The following is a 17,679-nucleotide window of genomic DNA, read 5'->3' as shown; positions in this document are numbered from 1 at the left end:
TTAGAATCCTTTTGTTGTGTAATTGACAAATAGAATGAAGTTATATAATATATAAATCGTAATCATTACGTTTTAGTTGCAATCTTTGAAAGAGAGGAGAATTACATATGCGTGTAAATATTACATTAGCTTGTACGGAGTGCGGTGATCGTAATTACATTTCTAAAAAAAATAAACGAAACAATCCCGAGCGCATCGAACTAAAAAAATATTGTCCACGATTAAAGCGAGTAACGTTACATCGTGAAACGAAGTAAAAGACTAGAGATTTCTCTAGTCTTTTTTTATTAATAAGTTTTGGATTTGTTTGTTATAATTACCTTAAATTGTAACGCAAGGAGAGGTATGATGAATCAAAAAGATAAAGAAAGAAAAGAGCAAGTGGCTCATATGATTGACATTCCAGATGAATATAGGCTTGTTGTAGATGATCAAGAAGGTGTGGATGACCCATATCATCTAGTATGGTGGGAGCATAAAGAGGATGAGGAGAGAACGATACAAATTACGTTGAATAGACATACTGGTAATTTAATTGAATTTAGTATAGATGATGAAATTTATTTTTCGAGTGGTAAGGAAGCGATAGATGAGAATAAAGCAAGAGAGATTGCAAATGCATTCTTAAAAAAATATACAAAAGAAGGATATGAGTTTTATACATATATAACGGTTAAGGATGACAGGCGTGGGTGGAAAGAAGTAAATTATATGCAAGAAGTGAATGGCTACCCATTACCGAATGCAGGGTGTGTTGTGCGAGTTCATCCTTCAGGCAATGTTGTACATTTTCGTTATAATGGACAAAAAGCTATTGAGAAAAAACCGTTATGGCCAAGTGAAATTGTTGAGGAGAACGTCGTTTTAGAAAATCTGAAAGCTAGACAAGATATGAGACTTGTATTTGTAGATTTAACACATTCTTCATGTAAATATGAAAATGGTGAGGAAGTAAAAGGGTATCATCTTGTATATGAACCAGAACCTAGTCATGCGTTTATTGATGCAAGTACAGGTAAAGATTTGTTTGGAACAGATCATTATAAATTGCCTCTAACTGTAGCTGTTGAAAACCCGAAAAAAGGTATTCGACAAGATGATATATTCGATTTGTTTGATTGGGATAAAGAAAATTTTACAAAAGTAGCTGAGAAGGAAAATGATTATGAAATAAGGATGAAATTTGTTCCGAAAGAGGAATTACAGAAACAGAAAGAAGAAAAGAATCCATATTTAATGAATGAATTTTTTAAAAAGCATTTACCGATGTTAAAATATAATAATTTTGTTGGCGTTATGATTGATAAATCTACCAATGAATTAACTGGTTTTATAAAACTGACAGACGATAATGAAGTAAAGCAAATACTGTCTAGAGAGGAATGCATACAAAAAGCACTTCAATTTTTGGAACAAGTTATTCCAGATGTCACACAATATCTACGTCTTTGGGAAGAACGTGAAGAAGCAGAAGATGGGATTGAAAGGTTTACCTTTTCCGTATATGTGAATGGTATTCCAGCAGAGTATAACCAATTTAGGGTCAATATCAATGCAGAAAATGGTGCTGTGATGCACTACTCCGGAGAGTCTAGCAACTTTATAAAAGAATTACTTACATATGAAACAACAATAAAAATAACAAAAGAAAAAGCGCTAGAAATATACAGAGGGGCCATGCGAGTGAATTTAGAATGGTTTTTAGAAAATGATGTAGAGGAAACGAACTACGTACTACTGTATAAACAAACAACGGATGAAAATCATAAAGAATCCTTCGATTGTAGTCGAGAAATTCGTTATATTGATGCGCATACTGGGGAGAAAATTTGGAGTGAATAAGGAAAAGGTCTTCGAGAGAAGACCTCTTTTTAGAAATAACGATTTATTCTTCGTATATATCGATTTTGTATAACCACTTTTGTACACTAGCAGGTGGTCCTTCTGTTCTCCACTTTGTTGTGCACATTCCACAGGAACAGTGAATTTTTCTTTTTGCAAAAATACCAGCTGTTTTAGGTGTATGTCCTCATGCATGTTTTACGATAATCATCTTTCGGCGCATCGTACGCTGACGTTGGTGCCTTGTATAAGCACGTGTTCTTTCAAATTTCATATTTGTATAATCACTCCTTGTAGTACAAGTAGCTTGCAAGAGCGTACAAGGAGTTCATCTCTTACAAGCTACTTATGAACAAGAGGGTAATGAAATGTTTCATATTCCACTCTCCAATCTTTTGTTTAAGTATATGTAGCAAAGCTTTTTGAGACAAATATTATGTGTAAAAACATATTGGAATGATATCGTACAGACACAAACAACCTCACGCCCACATACACATAATAAAGACCACTATTTTGGCGGAGGTGAAAGGTTTGAGTCTATTCGCCGCAATTGGATATATGGTTCGAGAAGTGTTTGTCTTTGTTTCTTATGTGAAGAATAATGCGTTCCCGCAGCCGTTATCATCAGATGATGAGAGAAAGTACTTAGAGTTAATGGAGCAAGGTGATGCTCAAGCGAGAAATCTTTTAATTGAACATAATTTACGGCTTGTAGCTCATATCGTTAAAAAATTTGAAAACACAGGAGAAGATGCAGAAGATTTAATTTCAATTGGTACAATTGGGCTCATTAAAGCAATTGAGAGTTATTCAGCAGGGAAAGGAACAAAGCTTGCGACGTATGCAGCACGCTGTATTGAAAACGAAATTTTGATGCATTTACGTGTACTAAAGAAAACGAAAAAAGACGTTTCACTTCATGATCCGATCGGGCAAGATAAAGAGGGGAATGAAATATCGCTTATTGATATATTAAAATCTGAGTCTGAAGATGTAATTGATATGATTCAGCTTAGTATGGAGTTAGAAAAGATTAAAGAGTATATCGATATTTTAGACGAACGAGAGAAAGAAGTTATCGTAAAGCGCTTTGGACTTGGGCTTGATAAGGAGAAAACGCAGCGGGAGATTGCGAAGGCACTTGGTATTTCAAGGAGCTACGTATCAAGAATTGAAAAGCGTGCGTTAATGAAAATGTTCCATGAATTTGTAAGAGCAGAGAAAGAGAAAAAAGCGAAAGAATAATGTGCATTGCAAGCAGCCAAATTTTAAAATGGGCTGCTTTTCTTTTTGTAAATAAGGAAAGAAAACGAGTTGTATTAAGAAGAAATACATGTTCACTGTTGAAAATGACGGATTCTATCTGTAATATTAGAGGGTGCTAAACAATTTAAGAATAATACCATACTTAACTTAGTTTTCGATTTGCATAATGAACAGTTCTATATGATATGTGGGAATAAGAACCAGTTTTACATATGATATAGAAAGAAAATAAGGGAAAACTAAAGTTATAGACTGGTTAGGAGGTTTCGCAATTTGCGACGTACATTATATCGACTTATGATAGAACTTACAAATGGTCGCTTTACTTCTTATATATTACGTAAATTTGCACAATCTCGTTTGAGCTCCATCATAATTCCATCATATGCGAAAGTTTTTCAAATTAATCAAGATGAGATGGAAAAGGGTTTGAAGGAATATAGAACATTGCATGACTTATTTACGCGTAGGCTAAAAGAAGGAAAGCGTAGTATTGATACAGATACATCGAGTATCGTTAGCCCTGTTGATGGTGTTTTTGCTGACCACGGTCCTATTGAGGATACAAAAACATTTGATATTAAAGGTAAGCGTTATTCAATTGTGGATATGCTAGGTAATGAAGAACGTGCAAAGCGATATGCAGGCGGTACATACATGGTCATTTATTTGAGTCCAAGTCATTATCATCGCATTCATAGTCCACTTTCTGGGGCTGTGACTGAAAGATTTGTACTCGGTAGAAAATCATATCCGGTAAATGCAGCTGGTATGGAATACGGTAAAGAACCACTGTCAAAAAATTATCGTTCTGTTACAGAAGTGAATAGTGACGGCGAACATATGGCACTTGTAAAAGTAGGGGCTATGTTTGTTAATAGTATTGAGCTTTTGCATGAAAGAAGTACTGTTCAAAAAGGTGAAGAAATGGCATACTTTACATTTGGTTCAACAGTTGTATTATTGTTTGAAAAAGATATGATAGAAGTAGTGCAGAATTTGAAGAGCGGACAAGAACTTCGTCTCGGTGAAAAAATTGCTACTCGATTAACTCACAAGTAAAGAGAAGATTTTATAATCGTAAATAAGAGTTATGGACAAAGATGCTTAATGATGAAATCCCCCTAGATGGGAGTACTTGTTTATTCGAGAGCCATCGTAGGATGGCTCTTTTTACAGGTTATTAGTAATCTATATGTACTCAAGAAGATTTGGCAAGCTTGTCCTCTAATGAGCGTCTAATAATTTCTTGTTTTATAAGTAAAATGAAGTCGGGATTTAATTTTAGTTCTTTTGCTTTATAATAAGACTCAGTGAGTAACTCAGTAGATAACTGTTCCATATGTTTTGTTTTCAAGGTGAGTCACCTCCTAATAATATAAGGATTGATTCGTTGTTGCATTTAATGTACCAAAAAAATATGACAGTCACAAACAAGTGGTTATCCACATACCACAGTGGATAAATTGTGTATAGATTGTTAGTAAATTCCAAATTGACTGAAAAATTAATGTGGAAAGTGTGTACAATTTTATCCACAGGTTGTATATCGAAAAATGTTGTCGAAAAATTTTATGAAAAATCCTCAAAGAGGTGAAAGAAATTGAAATTATTTTTACCAAATGAATATGTGAAAAATGTATATCATGTTCAACCAGAAGATTTGAAAAAACGTGGAATTAAAGGAGTTATTACTGATTTAGATAACACGTTAATTGAATGGGATCGTCCAAATGCAACGCCGCAACTTGAAGAGTGGTTTTTAAAAATGAAAGAGCAAGGCATTCAAGTAACGGTCGTTTCGAATAATAATGAGCAACGTGTGAAAGACTTTGCTGATCCATTAAATATTCCATTTATTCATAGTGCACGTAAACCATTTGTTCGTGCATTTAAGCGTGCGATACAAGAGATGCACCTGCAGCCGGATGAAGTTGTAGTAATTGGGGATCAGTTGCTTACAGATGTGCTTGGTGGAAATCGTGTAGGACTTCATACAATCTTAGTTGTGCCAGTAGCGCAAACTGATGGATTGGTGACTCGCTTTAATCGAAAAATTGAACGAAGAATTATGAAAAATATGAAGAAAAAAGGTTTAATTAACTGGGAGGAATAAAGTTTGACTGAAACAATTAAATGTATTGGTTGCGGTGTAGAAATTCAAACAGAAAATAAAAATGAAGTTGGGTATGCGCCTGCCTCATCTTTAGAAAAAGAGCAAGTGATTTGTCAACGCTGTTTTCGCTTGAAACATTACAATGAAATTCAAGATGTATCGCTAACAGATGATGACTTCCTACGCATTCTAAATGGAATTGGAAGGTCAGATGCATTAGTAGTCAAGATTGTAGATATTTTTGATTTTAATGGTAGCTGGTTACCTGGCTTACATCGTTTCGTAGGAAATAATAAAGTATTACTTGTAGGAAATAAGGCGGATTTAATTCCTAAGTCAGTAAAACATGATAAAGTAAAGCATTGGATGCGCTATAGTGCAAAGCAGTTAGGATTAAAGCCAGAGGATGTCTTTTTAATTAGTGCAGCGAAGGGACAAGGGATTGCTGAATTAGCGGATGCTATTGAGTATTATCGCGACGGCAAAGATGTTTACGTTGTTGGATGTACGAATGTAGGAAAATCTACATTTATTAATCGTATGATTAAAGAATTTAGTGATGAGACTGAAAATGTAATTACAACATCTCATTTCCCAGGAACAACACTTGACTTAATTGATATTCCATTAGACGAAGAATCTTCTTTATATGATACGCCAGGTATTATTAACCACCATCAAATGGCTCATTATGTTGGAAAGGAAAGCTTAAAGCTTATTACACCAACAAAAGAAATTAAGCCGATGGTATTCCAATTAAATGAGGAACAAACATTATTCTTTAGTGGATTGGCACGCTTTGATTATGTAAGTGGTGGTCGTCGTGCGTTTACTTGTCACTTCTCAAATCGTTTAACAATTCATCGTACAAAGCTTGAGAAAGCAGATGAATTGTATAAAAATCATGCCGGAGATTTACTAAGCCCGCCAACACCAGAAGAATTAGAAAATATGCCTGAGCTGGTGAAATACGAGTTTAATATTCGTGAACCGAAAACGGACGTTGTATTCTCTGGATTAGGATGGGTTACTGTAAACGAATCAGGAGCAAAAATTGTTGCTCACGTACCAAAAGGAGTAAGTGTTTCATTGCGTAAATCTTTAATTTAATATGGAGAGGGATTTATGAAACAATTATATGGTGTAATCGGAAATCCAATTGGACATTCATTATCGCCCGTTATGCATAACGATGCATTTGAACACTTGAATATGGATGCCCATTATCATGCGTTTCTTGTAGAAGAAGGGCTAGGGGAAGCAGTAAGAGGTTTAAAAGCGTTAGGTATTTCAGGATTTAATGTAACAACTCCGCACAAAGTTGCTATTATGGATTATTTGGATGAGATTGACCCACTAGCAAGGCAAATTGGTGCAGTAAATACAGTGGTTCATAAGGATGGAAAATTAATTGGCTACAATACAGATGGAATCGGTTTTGTCCGAGCCTTACAGTCAATTAGTAGTGAACCACTTCAAGAGAAACGTATTTTATTACTTGGCGCTGGTGGTGCTAGCCGAGCTATTTATTTTTCTCTTGCTGATGTAGGTGTGAAAGAAATTGATGTAGCAAATCGTACAGTCGATAAGGCGAAAGAACTTATTGCTGCATGTGCGGCTGATGTTCATTCTGTTGCTTTATCGTTAGAAAAAGCGACAGAAGAACAAGGGAATTATGATATTATCATTCAGACGACAACAAGAGGTATGCATCCGCATGTCGAACATACGCCATTACAAATTTGTTCGTTAAAAGAAGGAACAATTGTATCAGATATAATTTATAATCCATTTGAAACGAAAATTTTATGTGAGGCAAAAGAGCAAGGTGCAATCATTCAAAATGGTATTGATATGTTTGTTTATCAAGGGGCACTTGCATTTGAAATGTGGACAGGACGCGTGCCAAATATTGATAGAATGAAACAATTAGTAATGAGAAAGCTTGGAGGCTAATTATATGTTAACAGGAAAACAAAAAAGATTTTTACGTGCACAGGCACATCATTTAACACCAATTTTTCAGGTTGGAAAAGGCGGCGTAAATGAAAATATGGTGAAACAAATTGGAGAAGCATTAGAGGTTCGTGAATTATTTAAAGTGAGCGTGCTACAAAATTGTGAATTCGATCGTCGTGAAGTTGCAGAAGAACTTGCACAAGGTGCACGTGCTGAAATCGTTCAAGTAATTGGAAGCACAATTGTTTTATATAAAGAATCAAGAGAAAATAAACAAATTAAGCTTCCTCGATAAAAAGATTAGCATGCGGTACTTTTATTGCTAGTGCTTAATGATGTAGAGAGCGAAACCAATTGAACTTTTATTAACAGTGAACTCTCTTCGAATTGATAGGAAGAGAGTTGCTGTATGTAAAAGGAAGGGGCGTTTCTTTTGAGAAAAATTGGCATCATTGGCGGTACATTTGATCCGCCTCATTATGGGCATTTGCTAATTGCAAATGAAGTATATCACGCTTTGGACTTGGAAGAAGTATGGTTCCTGCCAAATCAAATTCCGCCACATAAACAAGGGCGGAATATTACAAGTGTAGAAAGTCGTTTAAAGATGTTAGAGCTTGCGACTGAGGAAGAAGCATACTTTTCAATTTGTTTAGAAGAGCTAAACAGAGAAGGCCCATCTTATACGTATGACACTATGTTACAATTAACGGAAAAGTATCCGGATGTGCAGTTCCACTTTATTATTGGTGGAGATATGGTTGAGTATTTGCCAAAGTGGTATAACATTGAAAAGTTACTTACACTTGTAACTTTCGTTGGAGTTACGAGACCAGGTTATACATTGCATACGCCTTATAATATTGTAAAAGTGGAAATTCCAGAGTTTGCAGTTTCTTCTTCTTTGTTACGTGAGAGGTATATGGAGAAGAAAACGTGCAAATATTTACTTCCGGAAAAAGTACAGGTATATATCGAGAGGAATGGGTTGTATGAATCGTGAGGAAGCACTTCATATTGTTAAACAACAAATGCATGAAAAGCGTTATGTACACACAATAGGTGTAATGGAAACAGCGATTGAACTGGCTCGTTTATATGATGTAGATGAGAAAAAGGCAGAAACAGCTGCTATCTTTCATGATTATGCAAAATGTAGAGCGATTTCAGAAATGGAAGAGATTATTAAGAGGGAAGGTTTGCCGAAGGATCTACTTCACTATAACAAAGAGTTATGGCATGCACCTGTTGGGGCATACTTAGTAGAAAAAGAAGTAGGCATTACGGATCCTGAAATTTTGCAAGCTATTACATACCATACAAGTGGTCATGAGAAAATGACGATGTTAGATAAAGTGATTTATGTAGCAGATTACATTGAGCCGGGGCGTAAGTTTCCTGGTGTAGAAGAAGCGAGAAAACTCGCATATAAAGATATAAATCAAGCGTTACTGTTTGCTTTAAAGCGAACAATTCAATTTTTAATGGAAAAAGATCAAACGATTTATCCATTAACATTCCAAACATACAATGCAGTTATCAAGGAGGAAATTATTAAATGAAAGATAAAGATTTATTAGTATTAGCAGCAAAAGCAGCTGATGATAAGAGAGCAGAAGATATGGTTGTACTAAATATGCAAGGGATTTCACCAATTGCAGACTATTTCATTATTTGTCACGGAAACTCTGATAAACAGGTGCAAGCAATTGCGCGTGAAATTAAAGCGAAGGCGCATGAATTCGAAATTAATGTACAACGTATGGAAGGTTTTGATGAGGCTCGTTGGGTATTAGTAGACCTTGGTGATGTGGTTGCTCATGTATTCCATAAAGATGAGCGTGATCACTACAATTTAGAGCGTCTATGGGGCGATGTACCACGTGAAGATATTACTGAAGAGTTAGATCAATGAAATACGAACAATTTGCATTACTGTATGACGAACTGATGAATGATGTCCCGTATGATAAATGGGTAGAGTTCACAGAGGAAAGTTTGCAGCATGCGGGCATGAAAGAGGCAAAAATTCTTGATGTAGCATGTGGAACTGGTAACGTAACACTACCGCTTATGCGAAAAGGTTATGATTTAACTGGTGTCGATCTTTCAGAAGAAATGTTAACTGTCGCACAGCAGAAATTAGGAGGAGAAGGTTATTTTCTTCCTTTTTATCAACAAGATATGAGAGAACTTGATGTTCCTGGTGAATTTGATTGTGTAACAATCTTTTGTGATTCGTTAAACTATGTATTGCAAGAAGGTGGAGTGCAAGAAACGTTTAGAAGAGTCTTCCATCATTTACGTCAAGATGGCTTGTTTTTATTCGACGTACACTCTTTATATAAAATACATCACGTATTTCAAAATGAAACATATACAGTGAATGGCGAGGAAATATCACTTATTTGGAACTGTTTCCCTGGAGAAGAATCCAATAGTGTGGAACATGATTTGACATTCTTTGTACAAGATCCAGAAGAAGATGTATATCATCGTTTTGATGAATGTCACGTGCAACGAGCATATTCGGTTGAAGAATTAACGAAATGGCTTGAAGAGGCTGGATTTACAGTGCTTCGCGTCACAGGAGACTTTGAACGAATTGAAGTGACAGAACAAACAGAGCGCATCTTTTTTATGGCGAAGAAGAATGGATAAAACAAAAGCAACCGATAAGGTTGCTTTTGTTTTTTTAGAAAAGATTTGATTTTATTTCTAGAATATTAAAAAGATGATACATGTAAAGTACAAAAATGCTAGTTTTAGTGAAAATGTAGCATAAAAAAGATACGTATTAATAAAAAGGATTTGGAATGGCGATGGCGTATTTATTATGTGTGTTTATTGAATTGCTGATCAACGCATTTTAAATCTTCATCAAACTTCTCGTGTGTCCGTTCGATTAATTTATGAAACATATCTCCAACATGTTCTTCTAAAACTAGAATACCTTCTCCTGTAACGCCGCCTTTGACACATACCTTTTCTTGTAAGGTAGGTAATGTGAAAATCTCTTTTTCAAGTAATTTCCCCATTCCAACGACCATTTCACTTACTAAAGTAGTAGCTTCTTCATGTGTAATATTTGTTTTATCTACAGCAGCGTTAATGAAACATTGTAATAAATAACTAAAGAATGCAGGGCCGCAGCTTGCTATATCAGATGAAACGCGCGTTATATCTTCTTCTATTACAAGTGGAGTAGAAATTTTTTTGAATAGCCGAAGTAGTTTTTGTTGCCACTCTTCAGAGCATTTACTTCCAAATGTAAATAATGATGCGCCAGATAGGGCGCGGTTTGTAATGCTCGGAATGATACGTGCGACGTGGCAAGGTACAAGTGTCTCTAATTGTGATGGGGATATTGGACTTGTGATAGAAACTAAGCACTTTTCATCAGAAAAATATTCAGCATATTTTTGTAGGATAGGGTATATATCTTTCGGTTTAACGCAAATAAAAATAAGTTGTGATTGTTCGAGTACTTCTGGGATTGTTTTGGCTATATGAATAGAAGGGTATTTTTCCTTTATATGATATGCTTTGGCAGGCGTCCGATTAATGATTGTAAGGCACGAAGGTTTGACAGCACGGGTCTCTAAAAATGCATCGATTAGTATATTCCCCATGTTTCCTGTCCCTATAATTCCTATGTTCAATGTTTCATCCCTCCTTCGTAACAGCTTTCTCCTAAACAATATGAATGATGTTATAAATTTATGATTAGAGGTGTAAAATGATGTGGGATTTTCCGAAAAAATGGTTGGGGTTAGTAGCTATTATTGTAACTGTACTTTTTCTTTTTTTCTGGAAAACAAACCAGCATACAGAGCGATCGGTCATTGCAACGGATGTTCAGGCGAAAGATGTAGAGAAAAAAAGTAAACCGAAAATATTAGATGCAAAGGAACAGAAAAAAATACTAATTGATATGAAAGGGGCCGTTGTTAAAGAGGGGGTGTATGAAATGAAAGAAGGGGATCGGTTCAAGGATGCCGTTGAAAAGGCGGGTGGTTTTTTGCCCGAGGCAGATATAAAGAAGGTGAATTTAGCACAAATTGTACAAGACCAAATGATTCTTTATGTACCCAATAAAAATGAGCAAGTGCAAGATGTGGCTACCTCTTCAAAGGGGGAAGGGAAAGTTCAAATAAATGCAGCTTCTAAAGAGCAACTTGAAAAAATCACAGGCATTGGCTCTCGAAAAGCGGAAAGTATTTTGAAATATCGAGAGGAACATGGTCCGTTTCAGAAAATAGAAGATTTATTAGAGATTGATGGGATTGGTGTGAAGTCTTTGGAAAAAATAAAAGATCAAATTATTATTCCGTAAAAGATTGACGAAGTTTTTCTTCATTCGCTACACTACAAGTAGACAAAAAAGAAGGTGAAAAATATGGAACGAATTTCGTGGGATCAATATTTTATGACGCAAAGTCATTTGTTATCTTTACGTAGTACATGTACAAGACTTGCAGTAGGGGCAACAATCGTTCGTGACAAGCGGATTATTGCTGGCGGCTATAATGGTTCAATTAAAGGTGGGGTACATTGTATCGATGATGGATGCTATGTCATTGATAATCATTGTGTTCGTACAATTCATGCAGAAATGAATGCTTTATTACAATGTGCCAAGTTTGGTGCGAAAACAGAGGAAGCAGAAATTTACGTTACGCATTTCCCTTGTTTACAATGTTGTAAGGCAATTATTCAAAGTGGTATTACAGCGGTTTATTATGCGCAGGATTATAAAAATCATCCATACGCCATAGAGTTATTTGAACAAGCGAATGTAACAGTGAAGCACGTTCCACTAGAATATGATATTGCTGCATTAGAGGAGCAAAAACGTTATACGGAGTTAAAAGAATTATTTGCGTCTTTCGAAAAAGATAATTTATCAATGGAAGAATTACAGCATGTATTCACGAAAGCAAAAATGATGCTATAAGGAGTGAGTATAAGTTGCATGAACAATGGGGCTATATTGCAATCTCTTTTATAATGGGGATTGCAATCGCCTTTTCCTTGTCATTTTTATGGATTGCTTGTTGTTTCGTTTTATATGTTTTCTTCTGTTTATATCGTACTTCGCGTAAAACCTTCATTTTTTGTATGATAGCGTGTTTTAGTGGTGCTATGTACACTTCGTATGTTCAAGGGCAAAATAAGCCTCTAGGGGAGCCCTATGAAGCTACAAGAGGGGTGATACAAAATACACCTCTTATTAATGGGGATCGCCTATCTTTTCAATTTGAAGATCAGAATAAAAATACAGTGCAGTTAAGTTACAAAATGAAATCAGCCTTGGAAAAGAAACAATTACAACAATTATATGCGGGAGTATCCTGTGTATTCAAAGGTGAGAGGAAAGAACCGCAAACTGCTCGGAATTTTCATGGTTTTGATTACCGAGATTATTTATATAAACAAAATATTCATTTTATATTCCATGCTACATATATTTCTGAGTGCCAAAAAACATCATTATCATTTGTGCAATGGATTCTTTTTTATAGGCAGCACATAATCTTTAAAGTTACAGAAATGTTTCCAGAGCAATCAGGTGCTTTTATGAATGCATTATTATTTGGTGACCGACAACAAATGACGTTTGAAGTTGAAGAACAGTATCAGCAATTTGGTCTTGTGCATTTATTGGCGATTTCAGGGTCGCATATTGTTCTGTTAATGGTGATAGTTTACTTTGTTTTACTGAGAAGTGGTGTGACGAAGGAGATGGCGACAGTATTTCTAATTGTTTGTATTCCAGTGTACATGATTATAGCAGGCGCATCACCATCTGTTATAAGAGCTTCTATAACAGGTGTTTTATTGTTGGGTGCTTTCATTTGTTCTGTTCGCTTATCTAGTTTAGATGCCTTAAGTATAACGGCTATATGTATGCTTATATACGACCCATATCTTGTTTTTAATATAGGATTTCAATTTTCATTTGTAGGTAGTTTCGCTTTAATTTTATCTGCTCCGATACTACTAAGGCGTAGTAATGGAGTAATTCGAAATGCTATTTATATTTCTATTATCTCGCAGCTCGTTAGTACCCCGATTTTGTTATATCATTTTGGTTATTTTTCTCCATATAGTATTTTCCTCAACTTCATATACGTTCCATTTTTATCTATAATTGTATTACCATGTAGTATTATTATTCTGGTATTTATACCAATTATCCCATTTCTCGCAAAAGGACTTGCGAATGTACTGTCAGTAGGTTTAATTATTTCTAATAATTTACTAAGTTACTGTGAAAGCTTACCGTTTACCCGCCTAGTTTTCGGGCAAACACCCATACTTCTTATAGTTGTATATTGTGTAATAATTATTAGTATATTGATCGTCTTGGAAAGAGGGATGCCGAAAAAAATTGTGTTCATAGTCATGAGTGGCTTTCTTTTTATTAGCACGTGTCATTATGTATACCCGTATTTTCGCGAGAGTGGGAGTGTGACATTTATTGATGTTGGACAAGGTGATGCAATATTAATTCGACTTCCATATGATAAAGGGGTTTATCTTATTGATACAGGTGGAACACTTCGGATAAATAAAGAAGAATGGCAACGGAAAAAGCATGAATTTTCTGTTGGTCACGATATTCTTGTTCCTTTTTTGCAAAAGGAAGGTGTGAAAACAATTGATAAATTAATCATAACGCATGGAGATGCGGATCATATAGGTGCCGCATCGGATTTATTATCGTATATAACTGTAAAAGAAGTTGTATTTGGTCAAAAGAAACAAGAGACAGTATTAGAAAAGGTGTTAAAGAAAAAAGCATTAGAAAAAGAAGTGAAAATAAGTATAGTGGAAGAAGGGGAGTGTTGGAGTATAAATGGAGCGGAATTTTTTATACTAGCTCCGAAAGGGAAAGAAAAAAGTGAAAATAACTCTTCAATTGTAATGTGGGCCAAATTAGGAGGATTAACATGGCTGTTTACAGGTGATTTAGAAGAAGAGGGAGAGGAACTTTTAGCATCGACATATCCATATTTACGGGCGGATGTTTTAAAAGTTGCGCATCATGGGAGTAAAACGTCATCTACAGCACCTTTTTTGAGGCTTATACAGCCTAGTATAGCGATTGTTTCTGTGGGAGAACGGAATAGGTATGGACATCCGGATAAGGAGGTGATAGAGCGTTTTGAGAAGATGGGTACTGAAATATGGCGAACGGATAAACAAGGTGCTATTTCCTATGTTTTTAAAGGGGAAACCGGAACCTTTAAAAGTAAAATCACATATGATGAAATACATAATAGATGAAAAAGAGAAGACTGCCATGAAATGGCAGCCTTTAAGAACCGATGAATTTAATAACAGTTGCAATAATGAAAAGTGTTGCGAAAAAACCAAATGAGACGATAAATCCTACCCCTGAATCAATAGCGTCATTGCGTTTACTTTGAACATTTTGTTCAAAATCATTCATTTAGAATCCCTCCCCAACATTCCACTTTAGTATAAAATATTGTCAGAAAAAAATCTACAATTTCCATATGAAGAGGAACCGAGTATTTTTACTACTTTCTAGTTCGTTAAGTGACATGAGTTTTTCGTTTCCAAGCATGTTAAGAGTTGGCACTTATACTCGGATTTTTATTGTGAATAATAAAGGGAAGGTGATTACCGCACACCAATAAGAAACCCGGGACTTATTGCGTGGCGTTTAATATAAATAAAGGGGCGGGTTGTAAAGCCTGTTCCTTTGTACTTGTAAAACAAAAGCTAGGGCATTAGTATAAATATATATTGCCAAGTTAGGGAGTAGGAAAAAAGTATGAGTGATATACATAAAAAAATTAAAAAGAAGCAGTTTGCTCCGTTATATTTACTGTATGGAACGGAAGCGTTTTTTATAAATGAAACGATAAAGCTTATTACAACAGAAGCACTTGAAGAGGAAGATCGAGAATTTAATGTTGTGACATACGATTTGGAAGAATCCTATTTAGAAGATGTGGTTGAGGATGCGCGTACACTTCCTTTTTTTGGGGAACGGAAAGTACTATTAATGAAATCACCACTTTTTTTAACTTCACAAAAAGAAAAGTTAGAACAAAATATAAAAATTTTAGAAGAATATATTGGTGAACCTTCTCCATTTTCTATTCTTGTTTTTGTTGCGCCTTACGAAAAACTCGATGAACGAAAAAAAATTACAAAACTATTAAAGAAAACAGCGGATGTAGTAGAAGCGAATGCGATGCAAGTGCAAGATGTTCAGAAATGGATTGGTGCTCGTGCTGATGAAGTACATGTGCATATTGATAATGCAGCTGTTAGTTTGTTATTAGAGCTTGTGGGAAGTAATGTAACGATGTTGGCGAAGGAAATGGACAAGTTAACGTTATGCGTTGGTATGGGCGGAGAGATTACACCGAAACTTGTTACAGAGCTTGTGCCGAAGTCTGTGGAGCAAAATGTATTTGCTTTGACAGAAAAAGTAGTGAAAAAGGATATTGCGGGTGCAATGCAAATTTTAGATGGATTATTTACGCAGCAGGAAGAACCGATTAAATTGCTTGCGTTATTAGTGAGTCAATTCCGCTTGCTGCATCAAGTGAAAGAGTTGCAACAACGTGGTTACGGACAAAATCAAATCGCGTCTCATATTGGTGTACATCCGTATCGTGTAAAGTTGGCGATGAATCAAACGAAGTTTTTCTCTTTTGAAGAATTAAAAAAAGTTATTATAGAATTAGCGGAAGCTGATTATAGTATGAAGACGGGGAAAATGGATAAGAAACTTGTGCTTGAGTTTTTCCTGCTGCGGCTAAATCATATGTAGTGATACAAAAAAGTTCATGTACTTGTTACGTGAACTTTTTTGTATATAAAAAAACGATCCAAATGGATCGTTTTTTAAACGCCTTACGCGTTTACTTGTTTCGCTAAGCGAGATTTTTGACGAGCTGCAGCGTTTTGGTGGATAAGACCTTTACGAGCTGCTTTGTCAAGTTTTTTAGAAGCAGTTTTGAAAGCTTCTTTAGCATTTTCAAGATCGTTATTAGTAACTAAAGCTTCTACAGTTTTAACAGCAGAACGCATGTCAGACTTGATAGAAGCGTTATGTGCACGACGCTCTTCGCTAAGTTTAGCGCGTTTGATAGCAGATTTGATGTTTGCCATACTTTTCACCTCCCTGGTGCAATCGAATGACTCGATTCTTAACATAGAACAAGTGATATTCTATCAAACGGTGAAGAGAATTGCAATAGTATATCAATGAAATTTCACGTAAAGGAAAGAATGACCTTATATAACTTTGGGAAATCTAACGATATTTACTATGAATTACGGAGGAGATACGATGAAAGAACCATTAGATTTAAGTAAATATAGTGTTAGAACTGACCTTGCTGTAGAAGCGCATCAAATGTTGCAAGAACGCCAAGAAGAACAAGAAGGGGTACAAGGAGTTATTGTAAAAGAGAGGGAAGAAGAGGGTATTACAATTACAAAAGTAACAATTGATGAAGTTGCATCTGAATCGATGGGTAAAAAACCTGGAAATTATTTAACGCTTGAAGTGCAAGGTATACGTCAACAAGATACGGAACTGCAACAAAAGGTAGAGCGTATTTTTGCGAAAGAATTTTCTTATTTCTTAGAAGAGGTTGGCGTTACAAAAGAAGCGAGCTGTTTAATTGTTGGTCTTGGGAATTGGAATGTAACACCGGATGCACTTGGACCGATAGTTGTAGAAAACGTATTGGTAACGAGACATTTGTTTCAATTGCAGCCTGAAAGTATAGAAGAAGGTTTTAGGCCTGTTAGTGCAATTCGTCCGGGAGTAATGGGAATTACAGGAATTGAAACGAGCGATGTTATTTATGGAATCATTGAGAAGACGAAGCCAGACTTTGTAATTGCAATTGATGCGTTAGCTGCACGCTCTATTGAACGTGTAAATAGTACGATACAAATTTCGGATACAGGGATTCATCCTGGATCTGGTGTTGGGAATAAACGTAAGGAACTAAGTAAAGAAACATTAGGAATCCCTGTTATTGCGATTGGTGTTCCAACTGTAGTAGACGCAGTTTCTATTACGAGTGATACGATCGATTTTATTTTGAAGCACTTTGGAAGAGAGATGAAAGAGGGACATAAGCCGTCACGGTCTTTATTACCAGCGGGATTTTCATTCGGAGAAAAGAAAAAATTAACAGAAGAAGATATGCCGGATGAAAAAAGTCGGAATATGTTTTTAGGTGCTATTGGTACGTTGGAAGAAGAAGAAAAAAGAAAATTGATCTATGAAGTACTGTCTCCTCTCGGTCATAATTTAATGGTGACCCCAAAAGAAGTAGATGCTTTTATAGAGGATATGGCAAATGTAATAGCGAGTGGGTTAAATGCAGCGCTGCATCATCAAATTGACCAAGATAATACAGGAGCATATACACATTGAGGGGGAGAGACGATGATAGTTTAAGTCGTTTTGCACTTCTGTGTATATG

21 protein-coding genes and 1 pseudogene are annotated in these 17,679 nt (G+C 35.6%); 17 read left to right on the top strand and 5 right to left on the bottom strand.

Annotated elements, in window-relative coordinates; genetic code table 11:
- Positions 1-107: 107 nt before the first annotated feature.
- Both rpmG and JDS92_RS08450 read left to right on the top strand, forming a co-directional pair.
- Entirely contained in the window at positions 108-257 is a 150-nt protein-coding gene (rpmG, locus tag JDS92_RS08455; protein ID WP_001265617.1) for a 50S ribosomal protein L33, read from the top strand.
- A gap of 88 nt (positions 258-345) precedes the next feature.
- Positions 346-1,842 carry a YcdB/YcdC domain-containing protein gene (locus tag JDS92_RS08450; protein WP_140158583.1) on the top strand — a complete coding sequence of 499 codons (1,497 nt, stop codon included), beginning with the start codon at positions 346-348 and terminating at the stop codon, positions 1,840-1,842.
- Positions 1,843-1,885: 43 nt separating this feature from the next.
- Here JDS92_RS08450 and JDS92_RS30830 read toward each other — a convergent pair.
- Positions 1,886-2,116: pseudogene (locus JDS92_RS30830) on the bottom strand (hypothetical protein).
- A gap of 260 nt (positions 2,117-2,376) precedes the next feature.
- On the opposite strand from JDS92_RS30830, the gene sigK reads away from it, so the two are divergent.
- Both sigK and JDS92_RS08435 read left to right on the top strand, forming a co-directional pair.
- The gene (gene sigK / locus JDS92_RS08440) at positions 2,377-3,090 is read left to right on the top strand and encodes an RNA polymerase sporulation sigma factor SigK (RefSeq protein ID WP_000051382.1); all 714 of its coding nucleotides are present in this window, start codon (positions 2,377-2,379) and stop codon (positions 3,088-3,090) included.
- 294 nt (positions 3,091-3,384) lie between these two features.
- On the top strand, positions 3,385-4,173 hold the full coding sequence (locus JDS92_RS08435) for a phosphatidylserine decarboxylase (RefSeq protein WP_001254986.1): 789 nt from the start codon (positions 3,385-3,387) through the stop codon (positions 4,171-4,173).
- A 139-nt stretch (positions 4,174-4,312) separates the two neighbouring features.
- Here JDS92_RS08435 and sda read toward each other — a convergent pair whose 3' ends face one another.
- Positions 4,313-4,468 carry a sporulation histidine kinase inhibitor Sda gene (gene sda, locus JDS92_RS08430; protein WP_000850093.1) on the bottom strand — a complete coding sequence of 52 codons (156 nt, stop codon included), beginning with the start codon at positions 4,466-4,468 and terminating at the stop codon, positions 4,313-4,315.
- A gap of 246 nt (positions 4,469-4,714) precedes the next feature.
- Between sda and JDS92_RS08425 the strand changes: the two genes are divergently transcribed.
- From JDS92_RS08425 to JDS92_RS08390, 8 genes are all read left to right on the top strand, one after another.
- The gene (locus JDS92_RS08425) at positions 4,715-5,227 is read left to right on the top strand and encodes a YqeG family HAD IIIA-type phosphatase (protein ID WP_000765312.1); all 513 of its coding nucleotides are present in this window, start codon (positions 4,715-4,717) and stop codon (positions 5,225-5,227) included.
- Between the two features lie 3 nt (positions 5,228-5,230).
- Positions 5,231-6,337 (top strand): ribosome biogenesis GTPase YqeH, encoded by a 1,107-nt coding sequence (gene yqeH, locus JDS92_RS08420; protein ID WP_000140803.1) that lies wholly within the window; start codon positions 5,231-5,233, stop codon positions 6,335-6,337.
- Between the two features lie 15 nt (positions 6,338-6,352).
- A complete protein-coding gene (gene aroE / locus JDS92_RS08415) occupies positions 6,353-7,183 on the top strand; it encodes a shikimate dehydrogenase (RefSeq protein WP_000812081.1) in 831 nt (276 codons plus the stop codon).
- A gap of 4 nt (positions 7,184-7,187) precedes the next feature.
- Positions 7,188-7,481 carry a ribosome assembly RNA-binding protein YhbY gene (gene yhbY / locus JDS92_RS08410; protein WP_000955228.1) on the top strand — a complete coding sequence of 98 codons (294 nt, stop codon included), beginning with the start codon at positions 7,188-7,190 and terminating at the stop codon, positions 7,479-7,481.
- A 138-nt stretch (positions 7,482-7,619) separates the two neighbouring features.
- Complete coding sequence (locus tag JDS92_RS08405) at positions 7,620-8,189, top strand: nicotinate-nucleotide adenylyltransferase (protein ID WP_001226034.1); 570 nt, start codon at positions 7,620-7,622, stop codon at positions 8,187-8,189.
- Positions 8,179-8,748, top strand: a complete 570-nt coding sequence (gene yqeK / locus JDS92_RS08400; RefSeq protein ID WP_001078252.1) for a bis(5'-nucleosyl)-tetraphosphatase (symmetrical) YqeK — start codon at positions 8,179-8,181, stop codon at positions 8,746-8,748. The genes JDS92_RS08405 and yqeK overlap by 11 nt, the downstream gene beginning before the upstream one ends.
- Positions 8,745-9,101 (top strand): ribosome silencing factor, encoded by a 357-nt coding sequence (rsfS, locus tag JDS92_RS08395; protein ID WP_000653199.1) that lies wholly within the window; start codon positions 8,745-8,747, stop codon positions 9,099-9,101. Before yqeK ends, rsfS begins: the two co-directional genes overlap by 4 nt.
- Positions 9,098-9,847 carry a class I SAM-dependent methyltransferase gene (locus JDS92_RS08390; RefSeq protein WP_097958101.1) on the top strand — a complete coding sequence of 250 codons (750 nt, stop codon included), beginning with the start codon at positions 9,098-9,100 and terminating at the stop codon, positions 9,845-9,847. Before rsfS ends, JDS92_RS08390 begins: the two co-directional genes overlap by 4 nt.
- Before the next feature lie 173 nt (positions 9,848-10,020).
- Here JDS92_RS08390 and comER read toward each other — a convergent pair whose 3' ends face one another.
- Complete coding sequence (comER, locus tag JDS92_RS08385; protein ID WP_001020545.1) at positions 10,021-10,848, bottom strand: late competence protein ComER; 828 nt, start codon at positions 10,846-10,848, stop codon at positions 10,021-10,023.
- A 77-nt stretch (positions 10,849-10,925) separates the two neighbouring features.
- On the opposite strand from comER, the gene JDS92_RS08380 reads away from it, so the two are divergent.
- From JDS92_RS08380 to JDS92_RS08370, 3 genes are all read left to right on the top strand, one after another.
- Positions 10,926-11,522, top strand: a complete 597-nt coding sequence (locus tag JDS92_RS08380) for a helix-hairpin-helix domain-containing protein (RefSeq protein ID WP_000989943.1) — start codon at positions 10,926-10,928, stop codon at positions 11,520-11,522.
- 63 nt (positions 11,523-11,585) lie between these two features.
- Positions 11,586-12,143, top strand: coding sequence for a ComE operon protein 2 (locus tag JDS92_RS08375; protein WP_000439772.1), 558 nt, complete (start codon positions 11,586-11,588; stop codon positions 12,141-12,143).
- Between the two features lie 14 nt (positions 12,144-12,157).
- Positions 12,158-14,479, top strand: coding sequence for a DNA internalization-related competence protein ComEC/Rec2 (locus JDS92_RS08370; RefSeq protein ID WP_098137353.1), 2,322 nt, complete (start codon positions 12,158-12,160; stop codon positions 14,477-14,479).
- 31 nt (positions 14,480-14,510) lie between these two features.
- Here JDS92_RS08370 and JDS92_RS08365 read toward each other — a convergent pair whose 3' ends face one another.
- On the bottom strand, positions 14,511-14,645 hold the full coding sequence (locus JDS92_RS08365) for a YqzM family protein (protein WP_000997609.1): 135 nt from the start codon (positions 14,643-14,645) through the stop codon (positions 14,511-14,513).
- Between the two features lie 348 nt (positions 14,646-14,993).
- Between JDS92_RS08365 and holA the strand changes: the two genes are divergently transcribed.
- Positions 14,994-16,004 carry a DNA polymerase III subunit delta gene (gene holA, locus JDS92_RS08360; RefSeq protein ID WP_199631807.1) on the top strand — a complete coding sequence of 337 codons (1,011 nt, stop codon included), beginning with the start codon at positions 14,994-14,996 and terminating at the stop codon, positions 16,002-16,004.
- Positions 16,005-16,087: 83 nt separating this feature from the next.
- On the opposite strand, the gene rpsT is transcribed toward holA, so the two are convergent.
- Positions 16,088-16,345: a 30S ribosomal protein S20 gene (rpsT, locus tag JDS92_RS08355; protein ID WP_001274011.1), complete on the bottom strand. Its 258-nt coding sequence runs from the start codon at positions 16,343-16,345 to the stop codon at positions 16,088-16,090.
- A 181-nt stretch (positions 16,346-16,526) separates the two neighbouring features.
- On the opposite strand from rpsT, the gene gpr reads away from it, so the two are divergent.
- The gene (gene gpr / locus JDS92_RS08350) at positions 16,527-17,630 is read left to right on the top strand and encodes a GPR endopeptidase (protein WP_000662628.1); all 1,104 of its coding nucleotides are present in this window, start codon (positions 16,527-16,529) and stop codon (positions 17,628-17,630) included.
- Positions 17,631-17,679: the final 49 nt, after the last annotated feature.

The sequence above is a fragment of the Bacillus cereus group sp. N12 genome, from assembly GCF_016483575.1.
Taxonomy (GTDB): Bacteria; Bacillota; Bacilli; order Bacillales; family Bacillaceae_G; genus Bacillus_A; species Bacillus_A toyonensis.
Note: the sequence above shows the minus strand (reverse complement) of the source record. Positions and strands in the feature narration are given on the sequence as shown.